This window comes from Bradyrhizobium sp. F1.13.3 (genome assembly GCF_040548265.1).
Lineage (GTDB): Bacteria > Pseudomonadota > Alphaproteobacteria > Rhizobiales > Xanthobacteraceae > Bradyrhizobium.
In genome coordinates, this window is record NZ_JBEPRI010000008.1 from 62,976 (window position 1) to 79,951 (window position 16,976).

Consider the following 16,976-nt stretch of genomic DNA (forward strand, 5'->3'; position numbering starts at 1 on the left):
GCGTCTTCCGCCCACCGCCGTCCGACCGCCCATAGCCCTGATATATGTAGAAGTGGAATTCGATAAAGATTCGCGGGCGGGGGGAATCCCCCCCGCCGTCCAAAGTCAATCATGGTAGCCGCCCTTGAACCATGCCTTTGTCGGAAGATCCCCCAAGAGATCCCCAAGGCAGTTGTTGAGTACTACTCGGTGTGGATGCCCATACCTTACGCGAAGTGGAAGTCCTGGCTGGTCAACGAACCGACCTTCATGTTCTTCAGCGTGAGCGTGTCGTCCCCCGTCGCGATGACGACGTCGCCACCTGATTGGGTCGCGTGGGAGAGAACACTGGCAAAACTGTCGAACACGCTCTTACTGAACTCGATCGCGTCGTGAGCAGGTCCGCTGGCAACGAAGCCCTTGACAACATCGTTGCCGAAATTCGCGGCAAACGAGAAAGTGTCAGCCTTGCTGGTCCCAACGAACACGTCATTGCCTGAAGTGCTCGTCTGTGTGTTGCTGGTTGTTGAGCTCGAAGTAGCAATGGTCTGCGTGGTGCTCGTGGACGACGTAGCCAGGCTCGAAGTACCGACCTGCCCATCACCGTTGAGATCCTGATGGAAGCTTGTCTCAAGCGACTTAAGCCCAGAGTCCGTACCCGACACCGAGCCGCCGGACGTGGAGCCGGTCAGGGTGCTGACATGGGAGACGTAGTTGCCGTTGTTGTCGGTGTTCCACGCCGTGTATTCACCGGTGCTCGCCTCCTTCCAGGCAACCTGATAGCCCGTCGCCGTCTTCTCCGCACCAATGGGAGTCCAGGTGCCATCTGACCCGCTCACGAAATCGGCACCGCCATCCTTAAGCGAAGGGCCCGTTCCGCTGCTGCCGTTGAGGTAGAATTTGCCGCCACTCTCAACGAGACTTGTCACACCAGCCGACTCGACGACCGTGCCAGTGGTCGGCGCTGGCGACGTCGGTGCGGTGGCAGTGGAAGTACCGATCTGACCGTCACCGTTCAGATCCTGATGGAAGGTGGTCTCCAACGATTTCAGGCCGGAGTCCGTACCCGACACGGAGCCGCCCCACGTTGACCCGGTCAGGGTGTCGACATGCGAAACGTAGTTGCCGTTGTTGTCGGTGTTCCACGCCGTGTACTGACCGGTGCTGGTCTCCTTCCAGGCAACCTCATAGCCCGTCGCCGTCTTCTCCGCACCAATTGGAGTCCAGGTGCCATCTGACCCGCTCACAAACGCCACACCGTTATCCTTCAGCGTGGGGCCCGATCCGGTGCTGCCGTTGAGGTAAAATTTGCCGCTGCTCTCAACGAGAGTTGTCGAGCCAGCCGACTCGACGACCGTACCGGCAGTCGGCGACGTGGGCGCGGTCGGCGACGACGGTGACGTCGGCGAGGTCGGTGCCGAACTGCTGATGCTCGCCGCGAACGCGGTGGACGCCGCGCCGGTGTTGCCTGCCGCGTCCGTTGCCTTGGCGGTGAGGCTGTGCGAACCGGCTGCTAGGGCAGCGCTGGTGTAGCCCCAAGCGCCATTGCTGTCGGCCGTGACGGTCCCGATCTGGGTCGTGCCGTCGAATACCTTGACGACACTGCTCGCTTCCGCCGAGCCCGACAACACCACCTGATTGGCACTGTTCACCGTATGGCTGGCCATGGTCGGCGCAGTCGGCGCTTTAGTGTCGACGGTGATTGCCAACGCAGACGACGCCGCGCTGGTCTGACCCGACGAGTTGGTCGCCGTTGCGGTGAGCGTATGCTTGGCGTCAGTCAGAACCTTTGTGATGTAGTCCCAGGCGCCGCTCGAGTCCGCAGTGGCCGAACCGATCTGGGTCGTACCATCGTAGACCTTGACCGTGCTGCCGGCGGCAGCCGACCCCTTGAGCTCGACGGTATTGTCGTTGGTGATCTTGTCGCCGGCGGCGCCGCTGTCGGTCGAGAACGACGCGATGACGGGAGCGGCCGGCAGAGTAGAACCGGTCGAACCGGAACCAGACGACGTGCTGCCCGACGAGCCATCGGCTCCTGCCGGCACCACCACTGGTGCAGATTTCGGCACCGATTCGGTATTATTCGAATTGACCACCTGACCGGTGCGCATATCCATATTGTTGGAGAACGACCAGCCGCTCGGAGCGGAGTAGAATGCCCCCCACGCCGCCTGCAGATCAAAGAAGTTGTCATGCACGCTGCCACTGTGGGCAGAACTGTCGTCGTTGTAGGAATTGGCATGAACCATATACGACATCGCTGACCCGGCGTCTCCGCCGGCCGCGATCATCGTGTTGTATGCCATGGTGGCATTCTGGATCACTCCGCCCTGCGTATTGCTGTAGAACTGGAAGCCTTCGCCTCCCGACGCCTGCGGGGTCTGATAGGTGGTATTGAACTCGACATCCACCGAGCTCGCGGTGCCGCCGCCGAACTGCAGGAAGTTCAGATGGGCGCCGTCTTGGATCGCCCCCTGCTCGACCAGATTATATTTGTAGACGACCGAGAAGCTCGGGCTGCCGTTTGCCTGCGTGAATTCGACGACGTGCTGCGGAAACTCCTTGAACCAGTTGTACTCCATCTTGACCTGGCCCGAACCGGCGAAGCCGATGAACGATGTGGCGTTACCGATGGCGCTGCCGTCAAAGGTATTATGCGCGAGGGTCAGATTGGACGCCCCCGAGGTCCCGTAGACCAGATATGATCCCTGGTTGGCGCCAATCGCAAAATTGCTGTTCGAGATCGTCGCATTCGATCCTGCGACGGTCACCTGATATCCGCCGTGAAGCGAGAAATCATACCCATCAAGCGTGATATTGTTTCCGCTGATCGTGATCGTGCGGCTCGACGTATCTATCGAAACGCCCGCCATCGAGATCGTCGCCGGATCCTTGAGCGATGTCGATGTCGCCCCGACCGCATAATCGACGCCGGCCACATTCCAGCTCGGCCGGGTTGAATAGCCGTCAAGCAGGTTCGGAAGTTGCGAAGTTGCCATTAAGGAGAGTCCCCTCTTCGAGTTTAATCTGACCTGCCACGCACTGCGCGATCAAATAACCCCATTTGAAGTCACGCAGCGATTTCAGGTCACGTAGAGCCAAGCCTGGATGCTAGGCGGCATCCGTATGGCTCACCACCAAAGGCTTTTTTTGGACAACAACACGACTCAGCAAAGGTAATTCAGCGGTCTAAAGTAGTGACTCCGCTTTCATACTTATCCACCGGAAAATATAAACATACTGGAGTAGGTATTTATTTGATTATCTATCCACATCGAGCATCTCGATCATTCGCGTTCAAGGACAAGAAGTTAGTTTTACGAATTCACAGCGGGTCGGAAATTGACGAAAGCTGCGCGCGAAAGAATCTGAATTTAGTTATGCCAAGCGAAATGATGGCAGCCGGACCAGTTCGCGTCTGGCGCACAATGTCGCAGCCAATAGAAGAGAACCTACATCAGGAGGGAGGCGTACCATTGGGCGCCGATCCATTGCACCGGCTCGACCGGGATCGAGGGCGCCCAACAAGAGCCGGAAAAGCGCCCGTTGAGTTCGTCTCGCGGGACGCAGTGCGCCCCATGCCGCGACTTTGAGGCGGACCGGATCCGGCAGTCATGTTCGAGACACGAACGAACCATCAGCGAGAAGCTGGCCGCGGTTGCGATGCCTTATTTAATTTAGCTGCTGATCTCGCATTGTTCGAATTGATCACCTGACCGGTGCGCATATCCATATTATTGGAGAACGACCAGCCGCTCGGAGCGGAGTAGAATGCCCCCCACGCCGCCTGCAGATCAAAGAAGTTGTCGTGCACGCTGCCACTGTGAGCAGAACTGTTGTCGTTATAGGAATTGGCATGAACCATATACGACATCGCTGACCCCGCGGATCCACCAACCGCGATCATCGTGTTGTATGCCATGACGGCATCCTGGATCACTCCGCCCTGCGTATTGCTGTAGAACTGGAAGCCCTCACCTCCCGACGTCTGCGGGGTCTGATAGGTGGTATTGAACTCGACATCCACCGAGCTCGCGGCACCGCCGCCGAACTGCAGGAAATTCAGATGGGCGCCGTCTTTAATCGCCCCCTGCTCGATCAGATTATATTTGTAGATAACCGAGAAGCTCGGACTGCCGTTTGCCTGCGTGAATTCGACGACGTGCTGCGGAAACTTCCTGAACCAGTTGTACTCCATGGTGACCAGGCCCGAGCCCGCGAATCCGATGAACGATGTCGCGTTACCGATGGCGCTGCCATCAAAGCTATTATGCGCGAGGATCAGATTGGACGCCCCCGAGGTCCCGTAGACCAGATATGATCCCTGGTTGGTGCCAATCGCAAAATTGCTGTTCGAGATCGTCGCATTCGCGCCTGCGACGCTCACCTGATATCCGCCGTGAAGCGAAAAATCATACCCATCAAGCGTGATGTTGTTTCCGCTGATCGCGACCGTGCGGCTCGACGTATCTATCGAAACGCCCGCCATCGAGATCGTCGCCGGATCCTTGAGCGATGTCGATGCCGCCCCGACCGCATAATCGACGCCGGCGACACTCCAGTCCGGCCGTACGGCATAGCGTTTTAGCAATTCCGGATGCTGAGGTGCTGCAGATGAAGCCCTTTGCTCACTCACATCGCAGCGGTTGGCCGTGCACTCGCCCTTGCCGCTCCTCTCTTGCGCGATGCGGACGTCATCTTCATCGGAAGATGCGACCATCACCAGCGCCGCCACCAAACAGAGCAAGGATTTCATTCTAAACGACCATCAGACCCCGCGGCGCTGTTCAAGCTCTCTTGCGCCAAGCGATCGGGTACCTCTCCAGGATGAGGATGACCGCTCTTTTGCGCTCCCTCACAAGTCAAGAGCGCTTTCGTACAGCCATCAGAGATTTGGTTACGCCAAGGATTTTCTCGGGGATGATCGACGCGTCGGGAAACAATGCACTGAACATACGCCTGTCCAGCAGGGACGAGCTTTGTATCGTCTTCATCGCCTCGTCGACGGTCGCAGCTTTGGACCAGTAAGGACCACACTTCCGAGCCATCACAAGCCGGAACTTCAGCGACTCGGGAAGCCAATGCAGAAAGGGCGTTCTCGCGTGCGGCTCGATCGGAAACCAGTAGTACGGCGTTTGCACAAAATAATTGGGAGCGATGCGCCGGATCTCGTTTGCCATGGCCATCATGCTCGGCCATTGACCGACGTGCTCAATGACTGAATTCGAATGGATCACGTCAAAGCTGTCGTTCGCGAATTCCGGCATATGGCAGGCGTTGCCCTGGCAAAATGTGAAGCCCGCCTTCGGCGGCCCGCCCCCATCCAGATTGAGTAGCGTTATCTCCGTCGGTCGGGCCATCAGGTGCCCCTTGTCCGACCAATAGGCTTCGACCCCGCCAATATCGAGGATACGCAGCGGACGCTCGGTCCTCGGGATCGAGCTCACCAGCTCGAGAAAGATCGAAAATCGCGCCAGACGGAAGCTGCTCGACGCAGCCTTCTCGTACCCGCTATGTTCAATGGCCTGTGACACTTCAATCAATCGCCAGTTCCGTATGACGCGCAAATCTCCAAGTGATTATAAATCGCCACTTTAATCAATTCAACATTATATTGATTGCCAAAAAGGTATAATTTATTAAGTTATTTAACGTGGCCGGCGGCGCAGGGGCCGCAATTCGACCCATGACGGGCCAAGTCGAGGTTTGCGACGGCCGTCATCATCCGAGCGAGGGAGCGATGTCAAATACCGGGCCGGACGCCACAAGGATAGCGGTCCTCATCGTATCATACGGAAACCCTGGCGACGTGGATCGCTGCTTGAAGTCACTTGCCCGGTCCGACTTCGAGAATTTTGATGTTTTCATCTGTGAGAATGGCGGACCGGAAGCTTATGCGTCTTTGATGGAGGTCATTGCACACGAACACGGCACATTGCAGCAAATCGAAGATTGCTCGCATCAACTGGACCGACCGGGAGGACGACTGGCCAGCGTGGCGAAATGTCGATTTCGATCTCGCTCCAATTTGGTCAGGGTGGCGCTCGCAATTGACAATCTCGGCTACGCCGGCGGAGTTAACGCATGGCTCGAGAAATTGCTCGGTCAGCCCGAATGGCACGCTGTGCTCGTTCTCAATCCGGACACCGAGGTCGTTGAGACGTGCCTATCACAGTTGGTGGCCAAAGCCGCCGAAGGATACGGAATGGTTGGTGGGGTTCTGGTATTCGACGATTCCCCGAACAAGGTCGCCAATTATGGGCTTCGATGGTCCGCTCTGACGGGGCGAGTGATAGCTGTCGGCCGAAACTCGCCTGCGGGGCGTCGCCTTACACCGGAAATTGTTGGCGGGATCGATGCGATTAGCGGCGCTTGTATGCTTGTGACGAGGGACTTCATCGCTGATGTAGGGTTAATGATGGACGACTACTTCCTCTATATGGAGGACCTTGACTGGGGCCGGCGGCGGGCCAGCCACCGGATCGGGGTCGCTGAGGGGGCGCTGATACGTCACGTGGGAGGCACGACCATAGGATCGGCTGTCGATCCAAGAGACCAGTCCCATTTGTCGGTTTACCTGTCCGCCCGGAACGGTATCCTCTATTCTCGGCGTCGGGCCGGGTGGCGGTGGGTCTTCCACTCCGCGATTTGGATGTTGTACGCACTGAGATACCTTCTGCTTGGTGCTCCAGCGGCTGCCAGGCTAACGATCGCCGGCTTGTGGCATGGAATAAACGGCAGAACAGGTCGGCCTGAAATCTCCTTCGATTGACGGGGCGCTTGCCCTGAAGGTGCTTCTGCATCAGCCGGCGAGCTTTGTCACGATAGGTCTGTTGTTCATGTTTATTCATCAGCCAGCAGCACGGCCAAAAGTCGATTTATTAAATATTTAATACTTGCTATAAATCGGCGAACGCTATTTTAAATAGCGGGCAGGATTTTCCCGGTCCAGGAGCCAATTGTGAGGCAATTTTCGGCATCCCGCTTTTCCCCCGTGGTCACGACCGCTCTCTGGGCACAGCGCCGCTCCTGGCCCATTCCTCGCGTCCTGAGGCAAGTAGGACTCAGCATGCTCTCGCGTCTTCAGGGGGGTCCTGCACCTGTCGAAGGTTGGAATTCGCCGCTGATCGTCCGCGAGGGAATGATTTCGAACAACGCCCGTCACGCAGCTGACTTGAACCAGGCCGCCACGCGCCCCCCCCCAAGTGTTGATCGGCCAAGCCGACCTGACCGACGCCTATCTTGCTTGATTTCGACGAGCGTCTTGGACGCCGGCGGTATTGATGAGTTCGTGGCATTTCTTGCTCGGCGGCTGCCCGACAGGGGTATCAGATCCACGGTCATGATAACAGAGCCGGCTGCGACCGGAGGGCGCCTCATGCGCGCGCTACAAGAAGAGGGGATTGAGGTCATCCATAAATCCCCATCTGAAAGCCCCGGGTGGCTCAGGAGACAACGGCCTGACGTTATCAGCGCTCATGCGCCTCCAGACTGGCTGCTCCAGGCGGCCCACGAGCTGGGAATATCGGTGGTCGAGACGCTGCACGCCGCTCCGACCCCGATAGGGACCAACTGGCGAGCAGAGGGAACGAGAAGTCGCAATATTCGTTTTCTGATTGCCGTAAGCGACCTGGTACGACGGCAATACTTGCGTGGCAACCCGGCGTTCAACGCCGATGCGATTTACACGATACCCAACGGTTTCAATTCTACCCACCGGCAGATGACTGACCGAGCCGCGGCAAGGAAGTGGCTGGGTCTTCAAGATGAGTTTCTATTCGTGTCGCTGGCCCGTCACGTCATGCAGAAGAACGCCTACGGCTTGCTGGTCGCCTTTGCAGAGGTCGCAAAATTGTTCCCGCATGCGCATCTTGTCCTGGCCGGTCGCGCGGATGATCCCGTCTACATGAAGCAGCTCCAGCTCCTTCAAAGGAATATCCCCGAGCGCCATCGAATCCATCTTCGCGACAATCTGTCCAACCCGTCCCCATTGCTCTCAGCGGCCGATTGCTTCGTTCTCAACTCCTTCTTTGAGGGATGGCCCCTCGCCCCAATGGAGGCTCTTTGCACAGGCCTCCCCGTTGTGATGAGCGATGTCGGGGGGGCCCGCGAGCAAATTGGCCTGGAAGGAAGGCATGGCCACCTCGTGCCCAACCCCCTGGAAGATCCCGAGACCGTCACATGGGATAGAGTTGCGCGTGAGAGATTTCGGCCTCAGCGCAACAGAGCCGCCCTTGTCTCAGCGATGACTTCGATCATCGAAAATCGAGAGCATTGGACGGCCTCTCGCGCGACTCTCGCAAGTGAGGCGAAGGTCCGCTTCAACACAGAGGCGTGTATCGAGCGATACGCGCAAGTTCTTGAACAAGCCGTTGCATCCTGATGGCAGCTTATCCAGAACCGTGGACGCGAGAGCAATGAAGTCAACGCTATCCCATTCGGCACTCGTCAATCGCGAACAACTGCGGCCGAAGCCCCGAACTGCAGGCGCCATCGCTTGTTACATTGCCCTCCTAGCAATCCTGCTTCCTGGAGGTCTGGTTGCCGTGGATGCGTCTGGCGCCAAACTCACGGTCGGCAGGATCGCCGTCTTGATACTGCTCATACCGGCCCTTTTCCGACTTACAAAGGCTGATCGCCATTTCATAGCAAGTGACTATCTGGCGGCCTTAACCGGCATCTGGATGGTCGGGGCTGCGGCTCATGTCGGAGGGGACGGCAGCGTGTCATCCGCGGTGGCGGTGTGCCTGGAGTACGTCGGAGGATACTTTGTGGCCCGAGGGCTGTTTTTCGGATCCGCCGTTTCGACATTCATTCAAGTGCTGAAGAAATTCGTGATCGTCGTCGTGCTCCTGGCACTCGCAGACAGCATCACCGGAAGACTGATGGTGCACACAACTCTGGCCGGCATTTTCCAGAGTGCCCCCCTGCTACAGCCTGATTTTCGCGCGGACCTGCTGAGGACTGCATCCACTTTTGACCACCCCATCCTGTTCGGCACGTTTTGCACTCTGTCCGGCGCATTGCTGATGTCTTACGAACAGAACCGTGCAAAGCGAACATTGTGGGTGGGCGTGTGCCTTCTTGGATGCATACTATCAATGTCCTCTGCACCTTTGCTGTCGTTCATCATTGGCATAGTGGCCTTCACATACGAATGCTTCATGAGGAATTATTCATGGCGCTGGAGCGTGTTCTGGTTTGCCGTTGGAGCGGGCATACTGGCGATCTTCTTCGTCGCCAATCATCCGATCGGCTGGATCATCTCCCATCTGACACTCGATCCAGTGTCAGGTTACTTCCGGTTGATGATCTGGGATCTGGCTCTAATGAAAATTGACCAAGAACCATGGACCGGATTTGCCTTTAACCCATTGCACAACGAAATATTGGACTACACCGTCGATTGCGTGTGGCTGCAACTGGCGTTACGCTTCGGCATTCCCATGATTGTGCTAGTGGCCCTCACCAACATCGCAACTATCCTGCCGGCCAGGCGAAACGCCAGCAAGGTCGCTAGCGATCCCCTACATTGGGGATTTACAACGGCGCTCGTACTGACGATGCTCACCGGCCTGACCGTTCATTACTGGCACTTTCTTTGGATATTCTGGGGTCTTTGTCTGGGGATTCGCGCGTCCCTTCGCGAGGCATCTATGACCGAATACCGGATGCTCGCGGACGAAGCGATGCCGTTGATGACCGCTGACATTTCCCTAGTTCACGCGCGACCATAAGCGCGCCTGAATTGGGGCGCGATGGCTCCTCGTGACAGGCCATGCCCGCAAGCTTCCGTCAAATGGGAGAGAACTGCGCTCGCAGCGCGTCCGCCGGCACAAGGGCCAAGCAGGCTTTACTACCGCACGATCATCTGCCGTAACCGATCGGCCGCCGGCTGCAGAAGCCGCCACGCACGACGGCCTAAACGCCGTTTGCAAGCCAGAGCCAGCCAAGACGGCGTTCCTTCGACCTTTGGGTCGATTTTCAATGCAGCGTCACAAAGCCGGTCGGAAAGTCCCATTGCTCCTACGTTGAAGGCACGGCTCGCACTCTTTACTGCGTCAAGCGCCAGTTCGTGGACGAACCAGGTCCGAAGATCATCAACGTTTGCGAGCACTGGAGCGCAACTGCTCAGAAATCCTTCAATTGCCGCCTTCCTTTGAGCGAGATCCTGCTCCGGCGAGTATGTCGTGGACATATTGGCTGTATGCCGTCGATAAACAGCCTGGTTCTGGTCAATAAATCCAACCTCGGCGTGCGCGGCAAATCGCAGCCACATCTCCATGTCCCCGCTGTGCGTCAGTTGCGCCGAATATCCGCCCACCTTTTTCTGTAGGCTCGTCCGAACCATTACGGTAGGCGCGAGCACGATGTTCTTGGCACGGCTGAGACGGACGAACTCAATTCCAGATAATATCCGTGTTCCCGGCCCCAAGCCTGGGGGAGCAGCGACGTCTTCCCTTCGATCATCCTGTTGTACGATCGCTCGACCAAAAGCGAGACCGACAGAAGGGTGATCATCCATCAGGCGGGCTGATCTCGCGAGGGCACCAGGCAACAGACAATCATCCGCAGAAAGCAGCACCATGTAGTCGGCCGCCGCCCAGGCAATCCCTTCGTTGAACGTTGCGATGTGCCCCCGATTAGATGCGTGTTTGAGAACGTTGACCCGTGAGTCTTCGCGAGCCAACTCTTGCGCAACTTCAGCCGTGTTGTCTGGTGATGCGTCGTCGATAATCAACACGCGCACCGTCACCCCGGATTGCGTCAGAACAGTTTGGACGCAATCTCTCAGAAAATGCCCATACCGATAGCAGGGGATGATGACATCTATGGAGCTCACCGGCATCCCTCCGTTGCGCACACGCTGTCTGCCATCCTCCAACCGATCTTGGGTTGTGCCGAGGTATCGCCGCGTCGTTGCCCGGCCATGATATATTGCTTGACCAGGTGGTGACGAAGGACCCCGAGTGAGAGACAGTCAATCAGCTTCGATTTTGGTCCTTCGATGCCCGCAACCAAACCATCTGTGACAATCAGATCAGCATCGTTCAGAAGTTCGACGGCCGTTCCTTCGACAAAGAACCTCAAATGCGTACGGTCAAGAATCCCGGAATTCCGATATGTAAATTTCCGTCGGAAGAGCAACGGCAGCGCTACACTCAAATGTGCGACGTTCGGCACCGAAACGATGATGCGGCCGCCCTCCGTTAGAAGCCCGCTGATCGATCGAAGTGTCCTCCCGGGATCCGGCAGGTGCTCTAGTACATCAAGGAGTAAGACGAGGTCGAACTGGCCCAGGTCGGATGAACAGTCATCGATATTGCCGATAACGGCGATATCCGCGTTTTCCTCCAACTCTTCCTTCAGCTCGCGGTTGACCTCGACCCCCACGGTCGTGACGTTCGGATAGATCGATCTCAGCCAACGCAGCGTGTAACCGCCGCCCGGCCCGACCTCCAAGATCCTCGATGCTCCATCTGGCAAGAGCGATCTAATTTCCTCGCGTGAATGCCTGTAGTATTCGGTACGTTCCGAGTCACAAGCGCTACCGTCTCTTCGATTTGTCATAGCAGCTCGCCCGCGTTTCCACCGTTTCTCTTCGAACCTCTGCGTTCATTCGGATCATCCACTCTCTTTGCCAGAGCGACCACATCCGCGGCAAAAAGAGAGGACAAACGATTTTGCCTGGATCCGTAGGCTCGGGCTGAAGCGACTTTCGATGTCCTCTCCATCGAGAGCCCCGACTCGGCACACCAACGTTGAATTACCGAGGTCGACGTATTGTGAATTCTCGTCGTTTCGAAGCTAAGCCGCCCATGGGGCGGCCCGCTGCCGCCCTTCCGCCGCCACCGATAACGGACATACGGCCAGTTCGGTGCCGTAATGAGGACTGCCCCTCCTGGCGAGAGAGCATCGGCAAACAATCTCAGCAAATGCTTAGGATGATGAACGAACTGCAAAATGTTGAGAAACAAGATGCAGTCAAATCTCATTGGGCCAATCTTTGCCCGAGCGGTATCAAAATCTCCTGACACCACCTGAAGCCCACGTGCGGCCGATTCGCTGCTTATGACGTCATCAAGCGGTACCGCTACCACCCTTTTTCCGGTCTCGAGCAGCCAAAGTTCATTAGCGCCGGAAGCTGACCCGACCGACAGGATGCGTTCGGCGCTCCTGGGGATCAAGCTCAAGACTTCGTTTCTGATCGGTTCATAGTAATCCTTCGAGTACATCTTGTGCCACAAGCTGGTCTCGGTATTCAGCAGCGAACAACGTCTTTCCTCCTGAGAGGCGATCTGCAACAACGCCGATATTTGAGAGCCTAGTTCGTGTTGGTCGACACCAAAATGGCCGATATACTTGTTCGGCAAATGATGCACCCAGAATTGCTCTATGTGCGAGATGGCAATAAATTTTCTGAACCCGCATTGGGTATACGGGTCAGTGGCAGCGCTGCAAAGAAGATCGTACTCTCCCTCGTGCGGTTCTACCAGGAAGCCGCCCGAAGCAATCGCTTTCGCCAGCTGTTGCCGGGTTAGTACGTAGCAGGCTGAGTGTTCGTTCGTGAAATGGGCGAGCGTATAGCCCCCCCTAACTCTGACCGATTCACAATCCCAGCGGAAATGACCATGCACCTCGGGAAAGTTGCGCTCTCCGTTCGGACCATATTCAACTCGCAAGAATCCGGCGATCTCGTCTTCGTTCAGGTCAGACTCAACGTCCAGAAACGCGCGGATATTCTCTTCGGTAATTAGAATGTCGTCTTCCGAGTAGATGAACAGATCGTACAAATTGAGCCGCTCTAGGAACAGCTTCTTATGCAGAAACGGGAGAGACCAAGGGTCTTTGGTTGGAAGTCCGACAAGACACTCGACAGCGGGCGCAACGGCCTTTTCGATATTTGAGAGAACTACCAGGTCGACATCGAACTTCATGGATCGGTATTCATTGATCACCCGATCCAAGTACCGGTCATTTGCATGGCCGTAGCTGGCGATTGCGACCAAGATTCTCATAGACGTGCCGCACTCATCATTTGGCTATCTCGGCTTTCAGCGCCGCGACAACGCTCAGCAGGTCCGCATCCGTCATCTGCGCGTAGAGGGGCAGCAGGATCGACCTGTCCTGCGCAAGTTCAGATTGACGAAGGTCGTGCCGTTGCCTCGACTCGGCGTAAGGCTGCTCACGGTGCGAGCACACTATCCCGCGGCGGCTCGCGATTCCCTTGTCGAGGAGGTTTTGCATGACGATGCGCTGGTCGAGGCGGTCTGGAAGACGTACGCAATAGCTCTGCCAGTTGCATCTGGCCCACGCCGGTTCAGTCGGTAACCGCAACTCTTCCAGATTGCCGAGCTGTTCGGCATAATTGGCGGCGACGGCTCGCCGGCGTGCAATCAGTTCCGGGAGCCGCTCGAGCTGTTTGCGCCCAATCGCGGCCTGCATGTCCGTCATTCGGTAGTTGTAGCCCACAACGACGTATTCCTCGAAGATCACGGACGACGAATTGTGCCGCACCGTGTCGGGAACGCTCATGCCGTGCTGGCGCAGGAGCTTGAATTTGCGATCAAGCTCGGCATTCGCGGTGGTGAGCATTCCCCCCTCACCCGTCGTGATCACCTTTCGCGGATGAAAGGAAAAGCACGCAATGTCTCCACGCGGCTTGCCGATCGGCTCCCATTCCCCGTCTATCCGGATCTGCGATCCGGCGGCACAGGCCGCGTCCTCGATCACGGCGATCCCGTGGCGGCGCGCTATAGCCATGAGCGCTGCCATATCGCAAGGCATGCCCATCTGATGGACCGCGATGATCGCGCGCGTGCGCTCGGTGATCGCCTCGGCCAGCCGAGCGCAATCCAAATTGTATGTCTCGGGATCGATATCGACAAAAACCGGAGTGGCGCCCTGGTGTCGGATGACGTTCGCGGTCGCAATGAAGGAGTGGCTGACCGTGATCACCTCGTCCCCGGCGCCGACATCCAACGCTGCCAAGGCGAGCTGCAGGGCGGTCGTACAATTGGAGACGGCACAAGCGTGCGGTGCGCCAACAAGTGCAGCGAACTCGCGCTCGAACGCCGCCACCTGCGGACCTTGCGATACCCAGCCCGACAGCACGACCGCGCGCGCAGCGTCAGCTTCTTCGTCCGCAAGCAGCGGCAGCGCGATCGGAATCACGATGCCGCCGCTTGTCGCTGGCGGTCCGAAGCGAGATCGCGTTCGGATCGCCACCATTTCACGAGATCGGCGAGCCCCTGCTCAAGCGAGACCGTGGTGCGGAAACCCAGCAAACGCTCTGCCTTGCCCGTCGATGCCAGCCGTCGCGGCACCGGATTGACCGAGCGCTCCGGCGCGAATTCGGGTGTCAAGCCGCGGTGTCCCATCACGGACGCAAGCACCGTCGCCAGCTCGGTCAGGCTGGTTTCAGTGCCGCTCCCGACGTTGAAGACCTCATCAGTAACCTTTGCCCTGGCTCCAAGGATGTTGGCACGCGCGATGTCGCGGACGTGGACGAAATCCATGGTCTGACGGCCGTCACCAAAGATAATGGGAGGTAATCCGGCTTCCAGGCGCTCCATCCAGCGGATCAAGACCTCGGTGTACCGTCCGTGGATATCCATCCGGCTGCCGTAAACGTTGAAATATCGGAATGCCACATAGTCGAGGCCGCTTACATCGTTGAAGGCCCGCAGGAGCCCTTCGTTAAACGCCTTGGCGGCCCCATAGAGCGTTCGGTTGTTGTACGAATTCTGCCGCTCGGTCGTCGGAAACTCCTCGGCCATGCCGTATACAGATGCCGAAGACGCTGCGATGATCTTCTCGATATCGTGCTTGATGCACAGCTCCAGCAGGTCATAGGTGGCATCCACCATGACTTCCTTGGCCAGGCGTGGTTCGGCTGCACAATGAGTGATGCGGAGTGCGGCCTGGTGAAAGACGATATCGGCCGCCTTGACTAGCGCTTCCATCAGCTTGCGATCGCGTATGTCGCCGTGAACCAATCTCACCGGCCCGCGCCCGAGCGCGCGCCGGAGATTTTCCGGCCGGCCTCGGATCATGTTGTCTATGGCAACAATCTCGATACAGCCCTCGTCGCAGAGCTGATCAACGAGGTGGGAGCCGATGAATCCCGCCCCGCCGGTGACCAGAACGCGCTTTCCCTTGAGATCAATCAAGACGCTCTCCTGTTGTGGGACCATGTCATGACGCTTTGTGGATGCTCCGCCCGGTCGCTGACGGCTTCGCTGGGCCACAGGACCGCCCCGTTCCTCAATGTAGCGACAACTTCGATCGCCTGTTCCGGCAGCATCTCCGGATAAATGGGAAGAGAGAGGAACTCGTTCGCAAGCATCTCAGTGACGGGGAGATCACCGGCACGATAACCGAGTTCGGCATAGGCTCTTTGCAGATGCACCGGAACGGGATAGTGGATCCCGGCACCAATGCCGGCATCACGCAATAGCGTCAGCGCGTCGTCGCGCCGCTGCAGTCTGACCGCATAGACGTGATACACGTGACGGGCGTGGCGGGGCGGCTGGGGACGCGCGAATGGGAGATCGGATAGCAGTGCATGGTATCGCTCAGCGAGCGACCGACGCGCTTCCGTCCAGCGTTCGATGTAGTCCATCTTGACCTTCAGTATCGCACTCTGAATTTCGTCCATGCGATAGTTGTATCCGGGGATGACGTGGTCGTATTTCGCCTCCTGCCCCCAGTCCCGCAGCAGTGACACGTGTCGCGCGAAGTCAGGCCGATCGGTTACGACCGCCCCACCCTCGCCAAACGCTCCAAGATTCTTGCCGGGATAAAAGCTGAAGCATCCCAGATCGCCAATCGAGCCTGCGCGGCGTCCCCGGTATTCCGCGCCGTGCGCCTGCGCGGCGTCCTCAATGACGACCAGACCGTGACGGCGGGCGATCGCCATTATCGGATCCATGTCGGCCATCAGCCCGTGGAGGTGAACCGGCAGGATCGCTTTGGTCCGCGGCGTTATCGCAGCCTCGATCAAGCCGGGATCCATCGTCCACGTTACCGGGTCGACGTCGACAAACACCGGCTTGGCGCCGCTGTAGAGAATGGCCGCGGTTGTCGCGACGAACGTCATGGATACTGTAATGACTTCATCACCGGGGCCGACGCCTGCTGCAAGCAAGGCAAGGTGAAGCGCCGAAGTGCCGGTGTTCACCGCGCGGCAATGGGCGGTCCCGCAATAATCCGCAAAGCGCCACTCGAAGGCCGTCACCTCCGGCCCGAGCACAAAGTGCCCGCTGCTGACGACCCTCGCTACCGCGGCGTCGATTTCCGGCTTGATCTGGCTATATTGGGCTTTCAAATCCAGGAAGGGGATCAAGATTCAAGACCTTGGATTGGAGCAAAATTATACAAACAAATTAACTCGCATTATCGTATTTAATCAAGCATTAAATTCGACGGGATATATCTTTCGATTTAAAATGGTTTATGATGCGCGACTGACGAATCTCGATTGCCCAGAACGGTGCTTTCATCTCCGGACAGAACCCGAGCGGGCACTCCGGCGACGATGACGCCGGGCGGAACGTCCTTCGTCACCACTGCCCCTGCGCCCACGGAAGCACCCGCGCCGATCGTCACACCGCACAGAATGGTGGCGTTCGAGCCGATTGAAGCTCCCCTGCCGACGTGAGTGCGCTGCAGTGTCCAGTCCGACGCTTGCTGAGGACGACCATCCGCGGTTGTTGCCTTCGGAAATTTGTCGTTCGTGAACATCACGCCATGCCCGACGAACACTTCGTCCTCGATCGTGACACCCTCGCAGATGAAGCTGTGCGACGATATCTTGCAGCGCGCACCTATCTTTGCCCCGGCCTGGATCTCGACAAAGGTTCCGATCCTGCTCTCGTCGCCAACGGCGCAACCATACAGGTTGACCAGGTCCGGATGCAGAATGCGGACATCGCGGCCAAGCTGGGTGTCCTTTATTGCCATGTCAGTTTTCCTGTCACTACAGTCAATCAAGC

General features: G+C 57.7%; 13 protein-coding genes. 3 read left to right on the forward strand and 10 right to left on the reverse strand.

Annotated elements, in window-relative coordinates; translation table 11 throughout:
• Window positions 1–206: 206 nt before the first annotated feature.
• From ABIB66_RS22125 to ABIB66_RS22135, 3 genes are all read right to left on the reverse strand, one after another.
• A complete protein-coding gene (locus tag ABIB66_RS22125; RefSeq protein ID WP_354255604.1) occupies window positions 207–2,978 on the reverse strand; it encodes an Ig-like domain-containing protein in 2,772 nt (923 codons plus the stop codon).
• Window positions 2,979–3,616: 638 nt separating this feature from the next.
• Window positions 3,617–4,735 (reverse strand): hypothetical protein, encoded by a 1,119-nt coding sequence (locus ABIB66_RS22130; RefSeq protein ID WP_275173811.1) that lies wholly within the window; start codon window positions 4,733–4,735, stop codon window positions 3,617–3,619.
• A 106-nt stretch (window positions 4,736–4,841) separates the two neighbouring features.
• Complete coding sequence (locus tag ABIB66_RS22135) at window positions 4,842–5,513, reverse strand: methyltransferase domain-containing protein (protein WP_275173838.1); 672 nt, start codon at window positions 5,511–5,513, stop codon at window positions 4,842–4,844.
• A 206-nt stretch (window positions 5,514–5,719) separates the two neighbouring features.
• Here ABIB66_RS22135 and ABIB66_RS22140 point away from each other — a divergent pair, with 206 nt between their 5' ends.
• From ABIB66_RS22140 to ABIB66_RS22150, 3 genes are all read left to right on the forward strand, one after another.
• On the forward strand, window positions 5,720–6,751 hold the full coding sequence (locus ABIB66_RS22140) for a glycosyltransferase (RefSeq protein ID WP_354255607.1): 1,032 nt from the start codon (window positions 5,720–5,722) through the stop codon (window positions 6,749–6,751).
• Between the two features lie 492 nt (window positions 6,752–7,243).
• Window positions 7,244–8,362, forward strand: a complete 1,119-nt coding sequence (locus tag ABIB66_RS22145; RefSeq protein WP_354255610.1) for a glycosyltransferase — start codon at window positions 7,244–7,246, stop codon at window positions 8,360–8,362.
• Window positions 8,340–9,716 (forward strand): O-antigen ligase family protein, encoded by a 1,377-nt coding sequence (locus ABIB66_RS22150; RefSeq protein ID WP_275173805.1) that lies wholly within the window; start codon window positions 8,340–8,342, stop codon window positions 9,714–9,716. Before ABIB66_RS22145 ends, ABIB66_RS22150 begins: the two co-directional genes overlap by 23 nt.
• A 119-nt stretch (window positions 9,717–9,835) precedes the next feature.
• Here the strand turns inward: ABIB66_RS22150 and ABIB66_RS22155 are convergent, their stop codons facing one another.
• The 7 genes from ABIB66_RS22155 to ABIB66_RS22185 form a co-directional block, all read right to left on the reverse strand.
• Window positions 9,836–10,822 carry a glycosyltransferase family 2 protein gene (locus ABIB66_RS22155; protein ID WP_275173804.1) on the reverse strand — a complete coding sequence of 329 codons (987 nt, stop codon included), beginning with the start codon at window positions 10,820–10,822 and terminating at the stop codon, window positions 9,836–9,838.
• The gene (locus tag ABIB66_RS22160; RefSeq protein ID WP_354255615.1) at window positions 10,819–11,550 is read right to left on the reverse strand and encodes a class I SAM-dependent methyltransferase; all 732 of its coding nucleotides are present in this window, start codon (window positions 11,548–11,550) and stop codon (window positions 10,819–10,821) included. The genes ABIB66_RS22155 and ABIB66_RS22160 overlap by 4 nt, the downstream gene beginning before the upstream one ends.
• Entirely contained in the window at window positions 11,547–12,917 is a 1,371-nt protein-coding gene (locus ABIB66_RS22165; RefSeq protein WP_354255618.1) for a class I SAM-dependent methyltransferase, read from the reverse strand. The genes ABIB66_RS22160 and ABIB66_RS22165 overlap by 4 nt, the downstream gene beginning before the upstream one ends.
• A 97-nt stretch (window positions 12,918–13,014) precedes the next feature.
• The gene (locus ABIB66_RS22170) at window positions 13,015–14,211 is read right to left on the reverse strand and encodes a DegT/DnrJ/EryC1/StrS family aminotransferase (protein WP_275173801.1); all 1,197 of its coding nucleotides are present in this window, start codon (window positions 14,209–14,211) and stop codon (window positions 13,015–13,017) included.
• On the reverse strand, window positions 14,151–15,152 hold the full coding sequence (locus ABIB66_RS22175) for an NAD-dependent epimerase/dehydratase family protein (RefSeq protein ID WP_354255622.1): 1,002 nt from the start codon (window positions 15,150–15,152) through the stop codon (window positions 14,151–14,153). The genes ABIB66_RS22170 and ABIB66_RS22175 overlap by 61 nt, the downstream gene beginning before the upstream one ends.
• Window positions 15,149–16,327 carry a DegT/DnrJ/EryC1/StrS family aminotransferase gene (locus tag ABIB66_RS22180; protein ID WP_354255625.1) on the reverse strand — a complete coding sequence of 393 codons (1,179 nt, stop codon included), beginning with the start codon at window positions 16,325–16,327 and terminating at the stop codon, window positions 15,149–15,151. The genes ABIB66_RS22175 and ABIB66_RS22180 overlap by 4 nt, the downstream gene beginning before the upstream one ends.
• A 98-nt stretch (window positions 16,328–16,425) precedes the next feature.
• Window positions 16,426–16,944, reverse strand: a complete 519-nt coding sequence (locus ABIB66_RS22185; protein ID WP_275173798.1) for an acyltransferase — start codon at window positions 16,942–16,944, stop codon at window positions 16,426–16,428.
• Window positions 16,945–16,976: the final 32 nt, after the last annotated feature.

Coding starts and splice junctions, on each gene's coding strand:
- ABIB66_RS22125 (WP_354255604.1), bottom strand. CDS start 2,978: ATGGCAACTTCGCAACTTCCGAACCTGCTTGACGGCTATTCAACCCGG.
- ABIB66_RS22130 (WP_275173811.1), bottom strand. CDS start 4,735: ATGAAATCCTTGCTCTGTTTGGTGGCGGCGCTGGTGATGGTCGCATCT.
- ABIB66_RS22140 (WP_354255607.1), top strand. CDS start 5,720: ATGTCAAATACCGGGCCGGACGCCACAAGGATAGCGGTCCTCATCGTA.
- ABIB66_RS22160 (WP_354255615.1), bottom strand. CDS start 11,550: ATGACAAATCGAAGAGACGGTAGCGCTTGTGACTCGGAACGTACCGAA.
- ABIB66_RS22165 (WP_354255618.1), bottom strand. CDS start 12,917: ATGAAGTTCGATGTCGACCTGGTAGTTCTCTCAAATATCGAAAAGGCC.
- ABIB66_RS22170 (WP_275173801.1), bottom strand. CDS start 14,211: ATGGTGGCGATCCGAACGCGATCTCGCTTCGGACCGCCAGCGACAAGC.
- ABIB66_RS22185 (WP_275173798.1), bottom strand. CDS start 16,944: ATGGCAATAAAGGACACCCAGCTTGGCCGCGATGTCCGCATTCTGCAT.